The sequence below is a fragment of the uncultured Flavonifractor sp. genome, assembly GCF_944383115.1.
Lineage (GTDB): Bacteria > Bacillota > Clostridia > Oscillospirales > Oscillospiraceae > Flavonifractor.
Genome location: NZ_CALWOJ010000038.1, coordinates 1 through 17,669, shown reverse-complemented (window position 1 = coordinate 17,669; position 17,669 = coordinate 1). Strand labels below are relative to the sequence as shown.

16 protein-coding genes are annotated in these 17,669 nt (G+C 60.6%); 7 read left to right on the top strand and 9 right to left on the bottom strand.

All coding sequences use genetic code 11. The features are described from left to right. The 6 genes from Q0K43_RS05900 to Q0K43_RS05875 form a co-directional block, all read left to right on the top strand. Positions 1 to 789: sensor histidine kinase (locus Q0K43_RS05900; RefSeq protein WP_297289638.1), on the top strand; the 789-nt coding region annotated here is incomplete at its 5' end. A gap of 131 nt (positions 790 to 920) precedes the next feature. Beyond that, positions 921 to 2,096, top strand: coding sequence for a cation diffusion facilitator family transporter (locus Q0K43_RS05895; protein WP_297289637.1), 1,176 nt, complete (start codon positions 921 to 923; stop codon positions 2,094 to 2,096). A 130-nt stretch (positions 2,097 to 2,226) separates the two neighbouring features. Beyond that, positions 2,227 to 2,922, top strand: coding sequence for a response regulator transcription factor (locus Q0K43_RS05890; RefSeq protein ID WP_297289636.1), 696 nt, complete (start codon positions 2,227 to 2,229; stop codon positions 2,920 to 2,922). Further along, positions 2,919 to 4,376, top strand: coding sequence for a sensor histidine kinase (locus Q0K43_RS05885; RefSeq protein ID WP_297289635.1), 1,458 nt, complete (start codon positions 2,919 to 2,921; stop codon positions 4,374 to 4,376). Before Q0K43_RS05890 ends, Q0K43_RS05885 begins: the two co-directional genes overlap by 4 nt. Positions 4,377 to 4,391: 15 nt before the next feature. Continuing rightward, positions 4,392 to 5,657: a S1C family serine protease gene (locus tag Q0K43_RS05880; protein ID WP_297289634.1), complete on the top strand. Its 1,266-nt coding sequence runs from the start codon at positions 4,392 to 4,394 to the stop codon at positions 5,655 to 5,657. A gap of 172 nt (positions 5,658 to 5,829) precedes the next feature. Further along, positions 5,830 to 6,984, top strand: a complete 1,155-nt coding sequence (locus tag Q0K43_RS05875; protein ID WP_297289633.1) for an amidohydrolase — start codon at positions 5,830 to 5,832, stop codon at positions 6,982 to 6,984. Positions 6,985 to 7,031: 47 nt separating this feature from the next. Here the strand turns inward: Q0K43_RS05875 and rpiB are convergent, their stop codons facing one another. The 7 genes from rpiB to hrcA form a co-directional block, all read right to left on the bottom strand. Further along, a complete protein-coding gene (rpiB, locus tag Q0K43_RS05870) occupies positions 7,032 to 7,457 on the bottom strand; it encodes a ribose 5-phosphate isomerase B (protein ID WP_297289632.1) in 426 nt (141 codons plus the stop codon). 13 nt (positions 7,458 to 7,470) lie between these two features. Then, positions 7,471 to 8,262, bottom strand: coding sequence for a histidinol-phosphatase HisJ family protein (locus Q0K43_RS05865; RefSeq protein ID WP_297289631.1), 792 nt, complete (start codon positions 8,260 to 8,262; stop codon positions 7,471 to 7,473). A gap of 170 nt (positions 8,263 to 8,432) precedes the next feature. Next, complete coding sequence (locus Q0K43_RS05860) at positions 8,433 to 10,553, bottom strand: glycosyltransferase family 39 protein (protein ID WP_297289630.1); 2,121 nt, start codon at positions 10,551 to 10,553, stop codon at positions 8,433 to 8,435. A gap of 56 nt (positions 10,554 to 10,609) precedes the next feature. After that, positions 10,610 to 11,767: a molecular chaperone DnaJ gene (dnaJ, locus tag Q0K43_RS05855; RefSeq protein WP_297289629.1), complete on the bottom strand. Its 1,158-nt coding sequence runs from the start codon at positions 11,765 to 11,767 to the stop codon at positions 10,610 to 10,612. Positions 11,768 to 11,967: 200 nt separating this feature from the next. Continuing rightward, complete coding sequence (gene dnaK, locus Q0K43_RS05850; RefSeq protein ID WP_297289628.1) at positions 11,968 to 13,827, bottom strand: molecular chaperone DnaK; 1,860 nt, start codon at positions 13,825 to 13,827, stop codon at positions 11,968 to 11,970. 43 nt (positions 13,828 to 13,870) lie between these two features. Continuing rightward, positions 13,871 to 14,410 carry a nucleotide exchange factor GrpE gene (gene grpE / locus Q0K43_RS05845; protein ID WP_297289627.1) on the bottom strand — a complete coding sequence of 180 codons (540 nt, stop codon included), beginning with the start codon at positions 14,408 to 14,410 and terminating at the stop codon, positions 13,871 to 13,873. Between the two features lie 16 nt (positions 14,411 to 14,426). Further along, the gene (hrcA, locus tag Q0K43_RS05840; RefSeq protein ID WP_297289626.1) at positions 14,427 to 15,479 is read right to left on the bottom strand and encodes a heat-inducible transcriptional repressor HrcA; all 1,053 of its coding nucleotides are present in this window, start codon (positions 15,477 to 15,479) and stop codon (positions 14,427 to 14,429) included. A gap of 222 nt (positions 15,480 to 15,701) precedes the next feature. Here hrcA and Q0K43_RS05835 point away from each other — a divergent pair, with 222 nt between their 5' ends. Beyond that, positions 15,702 to 16,169, top strand: a complete 468-nt coding sequence (locus Q0K43_RS05835; protein WP_297289625.1) for a GNAT family N-acetyltransferase — start codon at positions 15,702 to 15,704, stop codon at positions 16,167 to 16,169. Positions 16,170 to 16,203: 34 nt separating this feature from the next. Here the strand turns inward: Q0K43_RS05835 and Q0K43_RS05830 are convergent, their stop codons facing one another. Both Q0K43_RS05830 and Q0K43_RS05825 read right to left on the bottom strand, forming a co-directional pair. Continuing rightward, on the bottom strand, positions 16,204 to 16,965 hold the full coding sequence (locus Q0K43_RS05830; RefSeq protein ID WP_297289624.1) for an MBL fold metallo-hydrolase: 762 nt from the start codon (positions 16,963 to 16,965) through the stop codon (positions 16,204 to 16,206). Then, positions 16,962 to 17,669, bottom strand: a 708-nt coding sequence (locus tag Q0K43_RS05825) for an MATE family efflux transporter (protein WP_297289623.1), incomplete at its 5' end; no start/stop codon positions are given. The genes Q0K43_RS05825 and Q0K43_RS05830, both read right to left, overlap by 4 nt.

The window sequence follows — 17,669 nt, the reverse complement described above, 5'->3', positions numbered from 1 at the left end:
GAGCCTGTTTCGGAAGACCTGGGGCTGCTGCTGGTGGAGCAGTTCCGGGAGCAGATGAACAATCTGGCGGCGGCGGTGCAGCTGCTGACGCCGGTGGTACAGGAAAAGGCGGGCGCTCAATATGAGCCTTATCTGGCTATTTTGCATCAGAGCATGTATCGCATGATGCGAATGCTGAGCAATCTGGAGTATCTCCAACTGCCGGAGGAGGAGTTGGGGGCGGAGCAGACCAGCCTGGATCTGGCGGGACTTTGCCGGACGCTGGGGGGGCAGGTGACCTCTCTGGCGGAGCAGGCCGGACTCGGCTTTGTCTATGAAGAGGAACGGGGAAGCCTGATCACCACCGGGGATGCGTCCCAGCTGCGGCGGATGCTGCTGGGGCTGATCTCCAACGCCTTTCGGGCGGCGGGACCAGGCGGCCGGACAGGGCTGCGCCTGGTGGTGCGGGAGGAACGGGCCATTCTTACGGTCTGGGATGACGGGCCGGGCTTATTGCCACCTGACCCGAAGCAGGAGAAGGACCCCCTTTACCGGCCGGAAGGGCTGGGACTGGGCCTGCGGGTGGCCCGAAAGATCGCCGCACTCCACGGCGGCGCCATCGTATTTGAACAGCAGGAGGAGCGGGGATCCCGTGCCATCGTATCCCTGCCCATCCGGCCACCCAAAGACGGGCAGATCCTGCGCAGCCCCAAGAAGGACTGGGATCGGGCCGGCGGCTTTTCCGACCTTATGGTGGAACTGTCCGCCGTGTTGCCCTATCAAGTATTCCTACCCGTGGAACTGGAGTAATAAGGAGCGCCGCCCGTCGGGCGGCGCTCCTTTTATATATAATGGAGATGGAAGACGCCAGATCGCTTGACGTTGACGGCCTTCCGTGGGATAATAATTAGAATCCTGTTTTTAATTTGGGGGGACCGGTTATGACGGACTTTCTGGTCCGGCATTTGATTCGCGATCATGAAAATGTACAGGACCCGGCGGTGCGGGAGCGATACGGCGTGCTTTCCGGCGGGGTGGGCATTTTTCTCAACCTGATGCTCTCCTTGGGCAAGTTTTTTGCCGGTGTGCTTACCGGGTCCATTGCTGTTACCGCAGATGCCTTCAACAACCTGTCCGACGCGGGGTCCTCGGTGGTTACCCTGGTGGGCTTCAAGTTGGCGGGGCAGAAGGCCGACGACGGCCACCCCTTCGGCCACGGGCGGATCGAATATCTGGCGGGGCTGCTGGTGTCCCTGCTCATTTTAATGGTGGGCGTGGAACTGGGCAAAAGCTCCATTGAAAAGATCCTGCATCCGGAGGAAGTGGCCTTCTCGGTGGTGACGGTGATCATCCTGAGCTGCTCCATCCTGGTGAAGCTGTGGATGTGCTTTTTCAACCGGCGGTTGGGCAAGCGCATCGGCTCGGCGGCCATGCAGGCTACCGCCACCGATTCCCTGTCCGATGTGGTGGCTACCTCCGCCGTACTGGCGGGCACTCTGATCGGCCATTTTGCCCGCGTGAGCATTGACGGCTGGATCGGTGTGGTGGTAGCCGTCTTCATCCTGCGGGCCGGCTGGGAGGCAGCCAGAGACACCCTCAACCCCCTGCTGGGTACCGCCCCCGAACCGGAGCTGGTGCAGGCTATCCAGCAGCTGGTCCTCTCCCATGAGGAGGTGGTGGGTATGCACGACCTGGTGATCCACGACTACGGCCCCGGGCGGCGGATGTGTTCCTTCCATGCCGAGGTGCAGGAGGGGGCCGACATTATGGCCGCCCATGATGCCATTGACCACATCGAGCGGGAGATCCAGGAGACCTTCGGCATTGAGACCACCATACACATGGACCCCATCGCCACCGGTGACAGCGAGGTGGCCCGCCTGCGGGATCAGGTGCGGGAACTGGTTCGGAACATTGATCCGGACATGAGCATCCACGATTTCCGGGTGACCAGAGGCCCCCTCCACTCCAATCTGATCTTTGATGTTGTGGTTCCCCACCGCTGCAAACTGAGCGATGGTGAGATCAAAACCCGCATTACCGATGCGGTGCGTCAGGTAGTGCCGGGCTGTTATGTGGTGCTTCAGCTGGACCGATCCTATGTGGGGATGAATTAAAGCGGCGATTTACAAATTGTTCACCCCCCGAGAACTGGCAGGGCGTATAATAACGAAGATGAAAGATCCCGAGCATATCCGGACATACCGAAAGAATACCATTTGATTAGTCTGAAAAGGACGGTGTACTATGGCCAAGAAAGTCCTCATTGTGGAAGACGACTCCAACATTGCCGAGCTGCTCCACCTCTATTTGGAGAAAGAGGGATTTGAGACGGTGGTGGCAGGCGACGGCGGCAAGGGGGTGGAACTGTTCCGCTCCTTCCGGCCCGACCTGGTGCTGCTGGATATCATGCTGCCCGTCATGGACGGCTGGTCGGTGCTGAAAAAGATCCGGGAAAACGACAAGACCCCCGTGATCATGCTCACCGCCAAGGGGGAGACCCAGGACAAGGTGGCAGGCCTGGAGGGAGGCGCCGACGACTACATCGTCAAGCCCTTTGAGATGAAGGAAGTGCTGGCCCGCATCCACGCCGTGCTGCGCCGGTTCGGCGGGGACGAGAACGGCAGCGGGGAGAAGAAGCTGTCTTTCGACAAGCTGGTCATCAACCTGGACTCCTACGAACTGCTGGTGGACGGCAAGCGGGTGGATACGCCCCCCAAGGAGCTGGAGCTGCTGTACCATCTGGCCGCCTCCCCCAACCGGGTATTCACCCGCAATCAGCTGCTGGACGAGGTATGGGGATTCGACTATTTCGGCGATTCCCGGACGGTGGACGTACACATCAAGCGCCTGCGGGAGAAGCTGGAAGGAGTCAGCGACCAGTGGAGCCTCAAGACCGTATGGGGCGTGGGATACAAATTTGAGGTTGTGACCGGGTCATGAGGAGCCTGTACAAGCGACAATTTGCCCTGACTGCGGGGATGATTCTCATCTCCTTCGCGCTGCTGGGTACGGCCTTCTTCACCTTGTCTTATCAGTATACCATCCGTCAGACCAGGGATTCGATGGAGCGTAACGCCGACTATGTGGCCAATTTCACCTCCAAGTCCCGCTCCCTGGGGCTGAGCGTGGAGGATAACGTCTACATCGCCATGATCGCCACCATTGCCCAGATCTCCGATGCGGTGGTGCTGATTACGGAGGCGGACGGCGAGATGGTGGTATCCACCGACGGCGCGACCGTCCAGGGCTACAGCGTGCTGGGCGGCCACTACCTGCCCCGTACTGTGGTGGAGGCGGTGAGCCAGTCGGGAGGCTATACCGGCATGACGACCCTGGGAGGTTTCTTCCCGGAGAAGCGGTATGTAGCCGGCACGCCCGTTATCATGGAGACCCTGGATCGCGGCAGCGGCCAGGTGGTCCAGACGATGGTGGGTGTGGCCTATGTGGCGGCGGAGGCCTCCAGCATGACGGAACTGTGGCGGGCCTTTACCACCATTTTCTTCTTCACCGCGGTGGTGGTGCTGTGCATCGCCTTCCTTACCAGCTCGGTAACCTCCCTCAAGCAGACCAGGCCGCTGAAGGAAATTGCTGAAACGGCCCGGAAATTTGGCCACGGAGAATATGAGGTGCGGGTCAAAGGTTATGAGGACCGGCGGGATGAAGTAGGGGAGCTGGCGGAAGCCTTCAACGCAATGGCTGACTCCATTTCTAAAAGCGAGGCCCGTCGCTCGGAGTTTGTGGCCAACATTTCCCACGAGCTAAAGACCCCCATGACCACCATCGCCGGGTTCTCCGACGGTATTCTGGACGGCACCATCCCGCCGGACCGGGAGCGGGCGGCCCTTCAGACCATCTCCTCCGAGACCCGGCGGCTGTCCCGGCTGGTGCGGCGGATGCTGGACCTGTCCCGCCTTCAGTCGGCGGAGAATGTCACCGCTCAGGAGCAGTTTGACGTCTCTGAGATCATGCTGCGGGTATTGGTGAGTCTGGAAACCAAGATCAACAGCCGTCACCTGGACGTGGACACCCAACTGCCCGATGGGGCGGTGATGGTGTGGGGCGATCCGGACGCCATCACCCAGGTGTGCTATAATCTGCTGGATAATGCCATCAAGTTCTCCAGCGAAGGGAGTACCATGGGGATATCCATTACCACCAAAGGCGGGAAGGCCCATGTGGTGGTGCGCAATACCGGGCAGACTATCCCGCCGGACGAGCTGGCCATGATCTTTGACCGGTTCCACAAGAGCGACAAGTCCCGCAGCGTGGATCGGGAAGGCGTGGGGCTTGGCCTGTATATTGTCAAGACCATTTTGAATAACCACAAGGAAAACATCACAGTGACCAGCCAGGACGGCGTGACGGAGTTTGCCTTTACCCTAACGCTGGCGTAACGACGGGAGGGAGCCATGCACGGCTATTATTACGACCAGAACCGGGTCTATCCGCCGACGGAACCGGCGCCCGGTGCCAAGCGGGGAAGGACGCCCCGGCGCGGACCGGGTAAGGTGATTATTCTTTTTTGCTGCACGCTGGCGATTTTGCTGGTAGCGGCGGGTGTCCTCCGCTGGGTGGGGGGCACCCTGACCCCGCGGCAGGCGGTGGATCATTCCGACGATCCGAATTCCTGGAGCGGCGGTTATGACCGGGATGAGGACCAGGAGGACGACTGGGATTGGGAAGAGGAGGATGTTGGGGAGACTACCGTGGAGCGGGCCCCGCTGGGGGGCGGCGTCACCATGACCCTCAATGCCAGGCCTCAGTCGGAGCCCCACACACTGCAAACCATCTACCAGGAGAACATCCAGTCCATTGTGGCCATCTGGGGGGACGAGGGGAATTCCTACTCCTATGGCACCGGCGTGGTGCTGTCCGCTGACGGCTACATCATTACCAACGCCCATGTGATCGAGGGGTGCAGCGCGGTGGAGGTTGTCCTCCAGGATGACAGCACCTATGAGGCGCTGCTGGTGGGAATGGATCTGCCTACCGACCTGGCGGTGCTGAAGATCGACGCCCAGGGTCTGTACCCGGCTGCCTTTGGCAACTCGGACGAGATGCAGGTGGGAGATACGGTGGCAGCCATCGGTAATCCTTTGGGCCACGAGCTGCGAGGTACCATGACCAATGGCATTATCTCCGCCATCAACCGGGATGTGGATGTGGACGGATATTCTATGGTACTCATCCAGACCACCGCCGCCCTCAACTCGGGCAACTCGGGCGGCGCCCTCATTAACGAATACGGCCAGGTGATCGGTATCACCAATATGAAAATGTACGCCTATGACGATACGGTAGAAGGTCTGGGCTTTGCCATCCCCACCGCCACCGTCAAAGTTGTGGTGGACGATTTGATCCGCCAGGGCTATGTCAGCGGCGAACCCACCATCGGTATCACCTGCTATACCGTGACGGAGGAACTGGCGGAGGAATACGATTTGCCCCTGGGGGTCTATGTGGACAGCGTACAGAAAAATTCTGACGCCAAGGCCCAGGGTGTTTTCCCCGGCGACGTCATCGTGGAAGTGAATGGTCAGCCGGTTACCACAGTGGAGGAGCTGCTGGCCATGAAGGAGGAGATGTCTGTAGGCGACATACTCCACCTGCGCCTGTGGCGTGACGGCGCTTATTTGCAGCGGGATGTAACGGTCATGGAGCAGTATGTCCCCTGAGCAAGGGTAAAAAACGGGCGTCTCCAAAAGGAGACGCCCAACCTGTGCATAGAGAATGAAATGGACTGTTTCATGGATCGCACTTGTACCTGAAATGAGCTGCATGAATAAGATATCATAATTTGCTTAAATTGTCAAATACAAGGTTTGTCGAAAGGGGTCGGGGAGGAATATGAGGATCGTCAACGGAGTGATCCACACAATGGATGGGCCAGTGATCTGCCGGGGATATGTGGCCTTTGAGAACGGCAAGATCACGGCGGTAGGCGCGATGGAGGAACTGGCCCACAGAGAGGGGCCGGAGCTGGATGCCGCAGGCGGTCATGTTTTGCCCGGGTTGATTGACGCACACTGTCACCTGGGCCTGTTTGGGGATGCTCTGGGCTTTGAGGCGGACGACGGCAACGAGTCCACCGACCCCTGTACCCCCCAGCTGCGTGCCATCGACGGGGTGAATCCTCTGGACCGTTGCTTCCAGGAGGCCCGGGAGGGTGGCGTCACCACGGTACTCACCGGCCCCGGCTCCGCCAACCCCATCGCCGGGCAGTTTTTGGCCCTCAAGACCGACGGGCGCTGGGTGGACGAAATGGTGGTGAAGACCCCGGCGGCCATGAAGTTTGCCCTGGGTGAGAACCCCAAGTCGGTGTACAACGACCGGAAGGAGACCCCGGTGACCCGCATGGCCACGGCGGCCATCATCCGGGAGGAGCTGTCCAAGGCGCTGGAATACCAGGACAAGCAGGACAAGGCCTCGGAGGACCCGGACGAAGATATGCCCGACTACGACGCCAAGCTGGAGGCCCTGCTGCCGGTGCTGAAGGGGGAGGTGCCCGCCCACTTCCACGCCCACCGGGCGGACGATATCGCCACGGCGGTGCGGCTCAGTAAGGAATTTGGCCTGAAGTACGTCATTGTCCACGGCACCGAGGGCTACAAGATCTCCGACCTGCTGGCGGCTGAGGGGGCGGCGGTGATCACCGGCCCCTGCCTCACTGATCGCTCCAAGCCGGAGCTGGTGGGCCAGACTCTGGAAAATCCGGCCCTGCTGGCCAAAGCCGGGGTGAAGGTAGCCATCTGCACCGACCACCCGGAGACCCCCATCCAGTACCTGCCCCTGTGCGCCGCGATGGCGGTGCGGGGCGGTATGGAAGAGGAGGAGGCCCTGGCGGCCATCACCCGCAACCCGGCTGAAATTGCCGGAATCGGCCATCGGGTGGGCACCCTGACCCCCGGCAAGGACGCCGATATCGTAGTCACCCAGGGTCACCCCTTCGATTGGAGCGGCAAGGTCCAGGCCGTGTTCCTGGAGGGAAAACAGGTTAAATAAGCAGCAAAAAGGCGCGCCGTCCGGCGCGCCTTTTTTGGCGGAAATCGTTAAGGCTCCAGCTTATCCACCCGGCGCTGGTGACGGCCGCCCTCAAACTCGGTGTTGAGGAAGGCGTCCAGGATCTTGTCGGCCATGTTGTTGCCGATGAGACCGCCCCCCATGGCCAGCATATTGGCGTCGTTGTGCCGCCGGGTCATCTCGGCGGACAGGGGCTCGCTGCACAGGGCGCAGCGGATGCCCTTTACCTTGTTGGCGGCGATGGAGATACCGATGCCGGTGGTGCAGATGACGATGCCCCGGTCGCATTCGCCGGAGGCCACCGCCTGGGCCGCCGCCCGGCCGAAGTCGGGATAGTCACAGCTGTCGGACGTGTAGCAGCCGTAGTCCTTGTAGGCCAGCTGGTGCTGGTCCAGATAGTCCATGACGTGGCGTTTGAGGGCCAGCCCTCCGTGGTCGGAACCCAATGCGATCATACCAATACCCTCCTTACAATGTGTGGAATACAGCCTTACGCTTTTCGTAGGTGGCAAAATAGCGGAACCCCGCGTCCTTCAGCAGGGCGCAGGCTGCTGCGGAGCCCTTGCCCACGCCGTCCGGGGTATGGGCGTCGGAACCGATGGTGACGATCTCGCCCCCCCGGGCCTTGAACTGTCGGAGGATGGGCAGCCACTCCTTCAGGGTGCGGCCCCGCCAGGTGTTGATCTCGATCCCCCTGCCACGCTCCGCGGCAGCGCGGAAAATGGTGTCCAGGAGATCGCCGTACCGATCCAGGGAGATGGGGCGGGCCATGTAACGCAGCGGGTAGATGATGTGGCTCAGCACGTTGTAGAAGTCGGTGACTGCCAACTGGGCCATAGAAGTAAAATAGTCGTCCAGAGCGGCGTAACAGGCGGCGTCGTCCGGATAGTCCACATAGTAGAAGTCGGTACCGCCCTTTTCCGGACACAGATTATGGATGGAACCCAGCACAAAGTCCAGCTCCGGGCGATTCAGGATGGCCCGGCTGGCCTCCGGATTCAAATGACCCATTCCAAACTCCAGCCCCAGGCGGATGGTCAGCTTGCCGGCGTAACGGGGGGCGACGGCGGCATACTGCTCCAGGGCAGGGGGCCAGTCGTAGCCATCCACCGGCTCGCCATACAACCCCAGCAGGTCGCAGTGATCGGTGACGCACAGCTCGTCCAGCCCGGCGGCCACGGCGGCCTCCGCCATTTCGGCCAGGGGTGCGCTGCTGTCGGGGGAGCGTTCAGTGTGGGTGTGATAGTCAGTGAGATACATAATAGAGTTGCCTCCAGAGCAGCAATGTGAAAATTCATGTTTGGGAGAATTCAGTTCTCCCAAACATACCACGACCCGCGCCACAGGGCGCGAAACCGGGGGTATCAAAGCCGCTGTGCTGCTAGCGGCGCGGCGGCTTTGTATCCAGGGGGATTGGATCCCCCTGGACCTTAAAACGGCCAGGCGGGGAACCACTTCAGGACGCAAATCCCGTACCAGCTGGGGTAGGTAATACCAACCAGAGCGGGATAGAACAGAACGTACAGCCCCGCGGCGCCGCCGGTGACGGCGTACATGGCCGGTTTCCAGCGGAGCATGGCCTCCTTTTCGGACAAGGTGTAAAACACATAGCACAATTCCAGAATGAGGAACAGGACCGAGGGGAAATAATGGTAGGCAAAGGTGATACGCCCGATCAGGAACCAGGGCACCAGCTGGGCCAGGTAGCCGATGAGGATGAACAGGGCGATGGGGGAGGACTGCCGGAACGTCTGGCTGACAAACCAGCCCAGGAGCAGGTAGAGAACCAGCAGAGAAGCGATCAGCACCAGACAGAGCAGCCGGGTCTGGCCGTCGGTCTCCGGGTCAAACACGCCGGTGACCCAGGCGGCGGAAGCGGCCCCGCCCAGACCGGACAGGAGGAAGAAGGTCAGCTTGGCCCACAGGGGACGGAAGGCCTGGGCGGCGCATACCAGCATGGCCACCAGCCCGCCCCAGCACACCACCGGGTTGAGGAAGGCGGCAAATCGGGTGGTGACCCCAGATACGGAGTTGTCCATATAGTACAGGATGGGCCGGGCGTTGACCAGCCACTCGTACCAGCGGGAGGAGTAGGGGTGGGAGGAGGTGACGCCCTGGTGGTAGGAGAGCATATACTTCTGATTCTCCCACATCTCCTTGAAGAGGTTCCCCAGCGACAGATCTCCCGAGGCGGAGGCGTAGGGCAGGTAGGACAGGATATAGATGATGGCGGGAATGATGGCAAAGACCAGCACGGAGAAGGCCAGGATCTTTACCGTCCAACCCAGCCGCTGCTGACGGGTTTCCTCCGGCCAGCGGCGCAGCTTGACCGCCAGGCCAATGAAGTAGAGGGCTACCAGCCCGGTACAGCCGTAAATCACCGTCCATTTGGAGGCGGCGCCGATGCCCCAGAACAGCCCCGACAGGAAGAGAGGCAGGGCGCACTGCTTGAAGGAGGCGCCATCGGGCAGGGTCAGGTACCGGTACAGGAAGTAGTACATCAGCAGGATGAAGAAGAAGGCGTAGGTGTCGATGGTGGCCAGCCTGGTCTGGGTCAGGTGCATGAAGTCCACCGCCAGCAGGATGGTGCCGCAGGTGGCGATGGAGGTGCGGCCAAAGAGGTTCTTCAAAAACAGGTAGAGCAGGGGGAGCATAGCCACGCCGAACAGGGTGCCCATAAACCGCCAGCCGAAGGGAGTCATGCCGAACAGGGCAATGCCCACGCTCATGATGAGCTTGCCCAGAGGCGGATGGGAGATCTCATAGGGTTCGATGTTCCGCAGATGCTCATAGGCGGTGCGGGGGTGGTAGATCTCGTCAAAGTAGGCGGAGTTGGCAAAAGAGATGGTTTCGGGCACTGTGTCCGCCTCGTCGAAGAGGGGATTGGTGCTGTCGCTGATCCAGATGCGGTCGCCATTTTCGTCAAACAGGGCCAGTTCGTTCAGCTCCAGCAGACCCTTGTTGGCCTGGCCCGTGATCCTGAGATACCGGATATACTGGGGGTTGTCGAAGGTGATCTCGTTCCACTTGAACAGCTGGTTGTAGTTCTGGGTCATGGCGTAACTGGCCCCATAGCCGGTGCCGTCGGCCCAGTAGTAACCGGTGATCTCGTCAGGATCGTCGGCATTGTCTTTCCGTTGCCACAGGGACAGCCAGGTCACTCCGTCAGTGGAGATCTCCACCTGATACTTGCCGGTACCCAGGCCGGAAAAGTACCAGAGTTTGGAGACCAGCAGATCCTCCTCCGGAAGCAGAAAGGTCTCGCTCTTTTCATTGCCGAAGTCCCAGGGATGCTGGGGTGCGGTGGTGGAGCCCAGGTTGAAAAAGGCGGTGACGGCGTAGACTGCGGTAATCAGCAGCATGGGGATGGCGTCCTTTTTCACCAGGGGATGCCGCCGACCGGCAAAGGTAAAGGGCCGCTTTTCCGGTATGGGGGTCAGCTTCTGGGCCAGGGAAGGGCGCATGTTCTGGGCGTACCAAAGGAAGAAGCCCAGCAGACCGGCTGCAGTCAGAATGGGGAAGAGATAGACGATGTATCGAATGGGTCCCATAGGAACACCTCACAGATAAAATAAGAGGACGAGTATGGTATACTCGTCCTCTTATTTTATTTCTTCTTCTTGCGTTTGTCAAAGAAAGATTTCACGCCGTCCACCGGACTGGGTGGAATCTCGCCCATGGCTTCGCCATAGGCACGCAACGCCTCCTTCTGTTCCTTCGTCAGGTCGGTGGGAACCTGCACATTGACGGTGACATACTGATCGCCTCTGCCCCGACCGTTGACCGAGGGGATGCCCTTGCCACGCAGGCGGAAGGTGGTACCCGGCTGGGTGCCGGCGGGCAGGTTCCATTTCACCTTGCCGTCAATGGTGGGGATCTCCAGTTCAGCACCCAGAGTGGCCTGGAGGAAGGTGACCGGATGCTCCAAAAAGACCGATGTACCGTCCCGCTTGAAGAAAGGATGGGGACGGACGGTGACGCTGATGAGCAGATCGCCGGCGGGACCGCCGTTGCGGCCCGCGCCGCCCTGCCCCCGGAGGGACACGGCCTGGCCGTTGTCAATGCCGGCGGGAATACTGACGGTGATCTTGCGCTGCTTGCGGACACTGCCGGTACCGCCGCAGTCCTTACAGGGCTGATGGATCAGTTTGCCCTTGCCGCCGCACTTGGGACAGGTGGTGGTGGTGGCAAAGGTGAAAGCTCCGCCACCCCGCTGGATGCGGATGGTACCGCTGCCGTGGCAGTCGGGGCAGACCTCCGCTGTGGTGCCGGGGGCGCAGCCGCTGCCCTTGCAGGTATCGCAGTTCTCGGTGCGGCTGAGGGTGATCTCCTTCTCGCAGCCGAAGGCGGCCTCCTCGAAGGAGATGGTCACTGAGGCCCGGAGGGTCTCCCCCTTCATGGGGCCGTTGTTCCGGCGGCTGGAGCCGCCGCCGAACCCACCGCCGAAGAAGGAACCGAAGATGTCCCCCAGGTCGATGTCCCCCATATCAAAGCCGCCAAACCCACCGAAACCGCTGCCCGCGCCGAAGTTGGGGTCCACGCCGGCATGGCCGAACTGGTCGTACTTGGCACGTTTCTCCTTGTCGGAGAGGACTTCGTAGGCCTCGTTGACCTCCTTGAACTTGGCCTCGGCCTCCTTGTCGCCGGGGTTCAGGTCAGGGTGGTATTTTTTGGCCAGTTTGCGGTAGGCCTTCTTCAATTCATCGTCGCTGGCGCCTTTGGAGACCCCCAGCACTTCGTAATAATCTCGTTTCTGTTCAGGCATTGGTGTTCACCTCTTTATACACGGAAAGCAGCGGGGGCTTGCCCCCGCCGCTGTGATCCGTAACTTGATCTCACGCTGCGGCACGTTCGCGGTCAGGTCGCTAAGCCGGGACTGCGCGGAAAATGCCGCTCCGGACTGTGTCCGTCGCCTGTTTTTCCGTCTCCGTCCAGCCTTAGCTCCCTTGCTCACGGCCTCCGCGCTTACTTATTGTCGTCGTCCACGACCTGATAGTCGGCGTCCACCACGTTGGGGTCGGTGTTGGCGCCGCCGGTCTGGCCGCCGAAGTTGGCGCCGCCCATATCGGGGCCGGCCTGGCCGCCCTGGGCGCCCGCCTGCTGATACATCTTCTCAGCAATGGGGTAGAAGGCCTTGGTGGCCTCCTCGGTGGCGGCCTTGATGGCCTCGATGTCGGTACCCTTCATGGCGTCCTTCAGCTTATTGATGGCGGCCTCCACGGTGGCCTTGTCCTTGGCGTCGATCTTGTCCTTGGCGTCCTCCAGGGCCTTCTCGGTCTGATAGACAACCTGGTCGGCCTGGTTGCGGACGTCTACCTCTTCCTTGCGCTTGGCGTCCTCGGCGGCAAACTGCTCGGCCTCCTTGACGGCCTTATCGATGTCCTCCTTGGACATGTTGGTGGAGGAGGTGATGGTGATGTGCTGCTCCTTGCCGGTGCCCAGATCCTTGGCGGACACGTTCACGATGCCGTTGGCGTCGATGTCGAAGGTGACCTCGATCTGAGGCACGCCCCGGCGGGCGGGAGCAATGCCGTCCAGGTTGAACCGGCCCAGGGTCTTGTTGTACTGGGCCATCTCACGCTCGCCCTGCAGCACATGGACCTCAACGGAGGTCTGGTTGTCGGCGGCGGTGGTGAACACCTGGCTCTTCTTGGCAGGAATGGTGGTGTTGCGCTCGATGAGCTTGGTCATGACGCCGCCCATGGTCTCGATGCCCAGGGACAGAGGAGTCACGTCCAGCAGCAGCAGGCCCTTCACGTCGCCTACCAGCACACCGCCCTGGAGGGCAGCGCCGATGGCCACGCACTCGTCGGGGTTGATGCCCTTGAAGCCTTCCTTGCCGGTCAGCTTCTTCACCATGTCCTGCACGGCGGGGATACGGCTGGAGCCGCCCACCAGCAGTACCTTGGACAGATCGCCGGAACCCAGGCCGGCATCGCTCATAGCCTGACGGACGGGGCCGGCGGTGGCCTCCACCAGGGAGGCGGTCAGCTGATCGAACTTGGCCCGGGTCAGGGTCAGGTCCAGATGCTTGGGGCCGGTGGCGTCAGCCGTGATATAGGGCAGGTTGATGTTGGTGGAGGTGACGCCGGACAGCTCGATCTTGGCCTTCTCGGCGGCCTCCTTCAGGCGCTGCATGGCCACCTTGTCGCCGGTCAGGTCGATGCCGGTGTCCTTCTTGAACTCGGCAGCCATCCAGTCCATGACGGCCTTATCAAAGTCGTCGCCGCCCAGACGGTTGTTACCGGCAGTAGCCAGCACCTCAATGACGCCGTCGCCAACCTCCAGCACGGACACGTCGAAGGTACCGCCGCCCAGGTCGTACACCATGATCTTCTGGTCGGTCTCCTTGTCCACGCCGTAGGCCAGGGCCGCGGCGGTGGGCTCGTTGATGATACGCTTCACGTCCAGACCGGCGATCTTGCCGGCGTCCTTGGTGGCCTGGCGCTGGGCGTCGGTGAAGTAAGCGGGAACGGTGATGACCGCCTCAGTAACAGGCTGGCCCAGATAGGCCTCGGCATCCGCCTTCAGCTTCTGCAGGATCATGGCGGAGATTTCCTGAGGGGTATAGGCCTTGCCGTCAATGTTGACCTTGTAGTTGGAACCCATCTCGCGCTTGATGGAAGCGATGGTGCGGTCGGGGTTGGTGATGGCCTGGCGCTTGGCTACCTGGCCCACCATACGCTCGCCGTCCTTGGAGAAGGCCACCACGGACGGGGTGGTGCGGTTGCCTTCCGCGTTGGCGATGACAACGGCTTCGCCGCCTTCCATAACGGCGACGCAAGAGTTGGTCGTACCCAGGTCGATACCGATGATCTTAGACATAATCAATTCCTCCAATATATCGTAAATTGTTTTTTAACATGAATTAGTTGGCCACCTTGACCATAGAGAACCGGATCACCTTTTCTTCGGTGCGGAAACCGGCCTGGAACACCTCTACAATGGTGTTCTCTCCGGCGTTCTCGTCCTCCACGTGCATGACGGCGTTGTGCAGGTTGGGGTCGAAGGTCTCGCCCAGGGCGGGGATCTCCTGGATGCCCAGCTTGGCGAGAACCTCCTTCAGCTGGGTCATGGTCATCTCCACGCCCTTCTTATAGGCCTCGTCGGTGGTCTCCTGCTTGAGGGCCCGCTCCAGGTTATCGTACACCGGCAGGAAGGCGGCGGCGGTCTCCGCCTTGGAATCGGCCCAGGCCGACTCCTTTTCCTTCTGACTGCGGCGGCGGTAGTTGTCGTACTCGGCGGCCAGGCGGAGGAATTTGTCCTCCTGGTCGGTGAGATTCTGTTTCAGAGCCTCCAGCTCCTCCAACAGGGGATTGGGGGCCTCCTCCGCGGCCTCAGGGGCGGCAGCGGGAGCGGTCTGCTCCTCGGGGATGACCTCTTCGGGCTGTTTCTCTTTCTTACTCATGGGATGTATTCATCTCCTATTTATGATCGTCGCTGCCGCCAGGCAGCTCGCCGCGTCCAAACAGCCGGGACAGCCCCTCGGCCAAATAGGACAGGCGGGCGGTGATTTTGGCGTAATCCATACGGGTGGGTCCCACCACGCCGATGACACCCCGCATTCCGTCGCCAATATCGTAACTGGCAACCACCACGCTGGTATCCTTCAACGCGTCGGCCACGTTTTCCGGGCCGATGAGGATCTTCATGGCGTCGTCCTTAGGCACGGGGAACCGACCGGGATCGGCGTCCTCGGAGAGATAACTCAGCAGAGGCTGGGCTCGCTCCAAAGAGCGGTACTCAGGCAGCTCCAGCAGATGGGCGATGCCCGAGGTGTGGACGGTGCGCTGTTCCAGGCTCTCCAGCACCTCCATGGCAAAGGAGACCACCAGGGAGATGAGCCCATAGGCCTCTCCGGCGGCGTGCTGGGCCACCCGCATCAGCTCCGGCGTGATCTCATCCAGAGGCAGGCCGGTAAAGGTGGCGTTGAGCAGGGTGTTGAGCATTTGCAGCTGAGCCTCCGTCAAATCGGAGGGCAGCCGGATCAGCCGGTTGCGCACTACATTGGTGTCGGTCATTACCACGATGATAAAGGCGTTGTGCTCCACCATCAGCAGGTCAAACCGGCGGATGGTCACCCGGCTCATGCCGGAGGACAGAGCGAAGGCGGGATAGTTGGTCAACTGAGACACCACCCGGCCGGCCTGATCCAGTACCCGGTCCAGCTCCTGCATCTTCAGACGCAGTGCCTGGTTAATTCGTTCGGTTTCCTGAAGGGAGAGCTTATGCTCCTCCATCAGCTCGTTGACATAAAATCGATACCCCTTGGGGGAGGGAATGCGTCCGGCAGAGGTGTGGGGCTTTTCCAGCAGCCCCAGTGCCTCCAGATCCGCCATCTCATTGCGGATGGTGGCGGAGGAGATCTCCATGCCCAGAGAGGAAACAATGGCCTTGGACCCCACCGGCTCCGCCGATTGGATATAACTTTCAATGATGGCGCGCAGGATCCGCTTTTTTCGTTCTGTTAAATCCATAGCAGCCACCTCACTTCTGATTTAGCACTCATACTATCTGAGTGCTAAAGATAATGTAGCACCGTCCGCTGAAAAAGTCAATAGGCAGGGTTGTAAATTAAATGTGAACGTGAAAAAGATAGCAGAGAAGCAAATAGATTGCAAACGGACGGCGGTTGACGTAGAGACGGTTCAATGGTATTCTATGCAATAGAAAGATTTGCAAACAGGAGGGGTGTCCCCATGGACAAGACCGTGCCCGTGGAGATCATTGATTACGAGGAACGCTATAAGCAGGATTTGGAGGATATCTCTCTGCCCTGGCTGCTGGAGTACGACCTTTTGGAGCCGGTGGATCTGGAGATGCTGGCCGATCCCCACCGGTTCATTGCCGGGGGAGGCCGGGTGCTGCTGGCCCGCTGCGGTCAGGAGATCGTGGGCATGGTGATGCTGGAGCTTCAGGGCGAAGGGGTCTGCGAGGCTTTGAAGTTCGGCGTGAAGGAGGCGTATCGGGAGCGAGGGATCGGCACCGCTCTGATGGAGGCGGTGATCCAGGCCGCCCGGGATGCGGGACAAAAGACTATTGTGATCACCTCCAACCATAAGCTGAAGGACGCCCTGCGGATCTACGAGAAGCTGGGATTTGAATACGTCACGTATTCTGACAAGTGGTTTCAACTGTCCGATATTAGAATGGAACGGGAATTATAAAAAAAGGACGCGCCGCAGGCGCGTCCTTTTTGATTTAGTCGGCAAATTCATAGACCGCTCCGGTGGTGAGGTGGTGGAGTCTGTCGCCCAGTTCCTCCTCTAACAGGGCGTAGGCGGGATCACCGGTACAGTGGCCGGTGTAGATATCCTGTACCTTTAAATCATCCCGCAGGGCGGCGGCGATGGAGCGTACTTTTTCCGGCGGAGGCCCCAAGGTCTCCGGCCCGTCGTGGCCCATTAGATGGAAGCCGCCCAACACCGCCCGGACGGGGGTGCCGGGGAACTGCTCCGCCAGTTGTGAGAGGATCTTCACCACACCGGCGTGGCAGCAGGAGTTGAGGACCACCAGACCTTCCGAGGTCTCAGCCACCAGGGACTGCTCATGTTTGACACGGTCGGGAATGAGGTGGAGCCCCTCGGCCAGATCCCGGGGTCCCTCCGCCAGGTCAAAGCGGGTTTCATAGCGGCAGAACATGCCGGGGTTGATGCCGATGTACTCCTTCTCGTCAAAATACTCCGGGTCGGTGATCCGGGGGCGGGCGTAGACGGAGGCGGAGGGATTGACGGCGAAGAAGGCGTTGAAGCCGTCGGCGTGGTCATAGTGACCATGGGACAGGGCGGCCTTGTCCACCTTGGACAGGTCCACCCCCAGCTTGGCGGCGTTATACACCACCGCGCCGCACTCGCCGGCGTCCAGCAGGTAGCGCCCGCCCCGATACTCAATGTAAAAGGACAGACCGTGTTCGGGGATCAGCCCATCCCGGGCGGAGTTTTCCATCAGAACGGTGACTTTCACGGTGAGGCCTCCTCTTTTTTCACATATTGGGTTACATCGTTGATCCAGGCCCGGGAGCGGAACCGGGGCACGCCCACAATAAATTTGGTGATCTGCTCCATGATAACGCCCACATATACCCAGAAGATGCCCCATTTCAGCACCAGCCCAAAGAGGGCGGACAGGGGAAGGGCCACCAGCCACAGGGGACACACGTCAATGAGGGAAGCGGCCCGTACGTCTCCGCCGCCCCGGAGTACCCCTACGGTATTCACCGAATTGAAGGCCCGCAGAGGGAGACAGACGCCGATCATGGTGAGCATCATAGTGGCAATCTCTCCCGCCATGGGGGACAGGTGGAAGAAGGGATAGACCAGAGTGGGGAAGAAGGTGTGGGTACAGACAATGAGCAGCACACCGATGGTCAGGCCGCAGCCCGTTGCCAGTGTATCCAGAGTAGCCCCGATCTCATAGATGTGTTCCCGCCGTCCGGCTCCGATCTCCCGGCCTATGATGATGGCGGTGGTACCGCCCACGGCGAAGATGGCCACGGTACACAGATCCTCCAGGTTGCCAGCCAGGGCGCGGGCGGCCAGGATTTCGGTGGAGTTTTCCATATGGCCCATGACCACCTTGTGCATGGAGCTACCCAGGCCCCACAGGGTCTCGTTGAGGACCACCGGGCCGGAATAGCGGAAGAACTTCTGGATCAGGGGGCGTCCTGG

Bases quoted from the DNA above. Each gene is read 5' to 3' on its own strand.
- dnaK (WP_297289628.1), bottom strand. From the start codon at position 13,827: ATGTCTAAGATCATCGGTATCGACCTGGGTACGACCAACTCTTGCGTC.
- hrcA (WP_297289626.1), bottom strand. From the start codon at position 15,479: ATGGATTTAACAGAACGAAAAAAGCGGATCCTGCGCGCCATCATTGAA.
- Q0K43_RS05835 (WP_297289625.1), top strand. From the start codon at position 15,702: ATGGACAAGACCGTGCCCGTGGAGATCATTGATTACGAGGAACGCTAT.
- Q0K43_RS05875 (WP_297289633.1), top strand. From the start codon at position 5,830: ATGAGGATCGTCAACGGAGTGATCCACACAATGGATGGGCCAGTGATC.
- Q0K43_RS05865 (WP_297289631.1), bottom strand. From the start codon at position 8,262: ATGTATCTCACTGACTATCACACCCACACTGAACGCTCCCCCGACAGC.
- grpE (WP_297289627.1), bottom strand. From the start codon at position 14,410: ATGAGTAAGAAAGAGAAACAGCCCGAAGAGGTCATCCCCGAGGAGCAG.
- Q0K43_RS05895 (WP_297289637.1), top strand. From the start codon at position 921: ATGACGGACTTTCTGGTCCGGCATTTGATTCGCGATCATGAAAATGTA.
- dnaJ (WP_297289629.1), bottom strand. From the start codon at position 11,767: ATGCCTGAACAGAAACGAGATTATTACGAAGTGCTGGGGGTCTCCAAA.
- Q0K43_RS05890 (WP_297289636.1), top strand. From the start codon at position 2,227: ATGGCCAAGAAAGTCCTCATTGTGGAAGACGACTCCAACATTGCCGAG.
- rpiB (WP_297289632.1), bottom strand. From the start codon at position 7,457: ATGATCGCATTGGGTTCCGACCACGGAGGGCTGGCCCTCAAACGCCAC.
- Q0K43_RS05880 (WP_297289634.1), top strand. From the start codon at position 4,392: ATGCACGGCTATTATTACGACCAGAACCGGGTCTATCCGCCGACGGAA.
- Q0K43_RS05860 (WP_297289630.1), bottom strand. From the start codon at position 10,553: ATGGGACCCATTCGATACATCGTCTATCTCTTCCCCATTCTGACTGCA.
- Q0K43_RS05885 (WP_297289635.1), top strand. From the start codon at position 2,919: ATGAGGAGCCTGTACAAGCGACAATTTGCCCTGACTGCGGGGATGATT.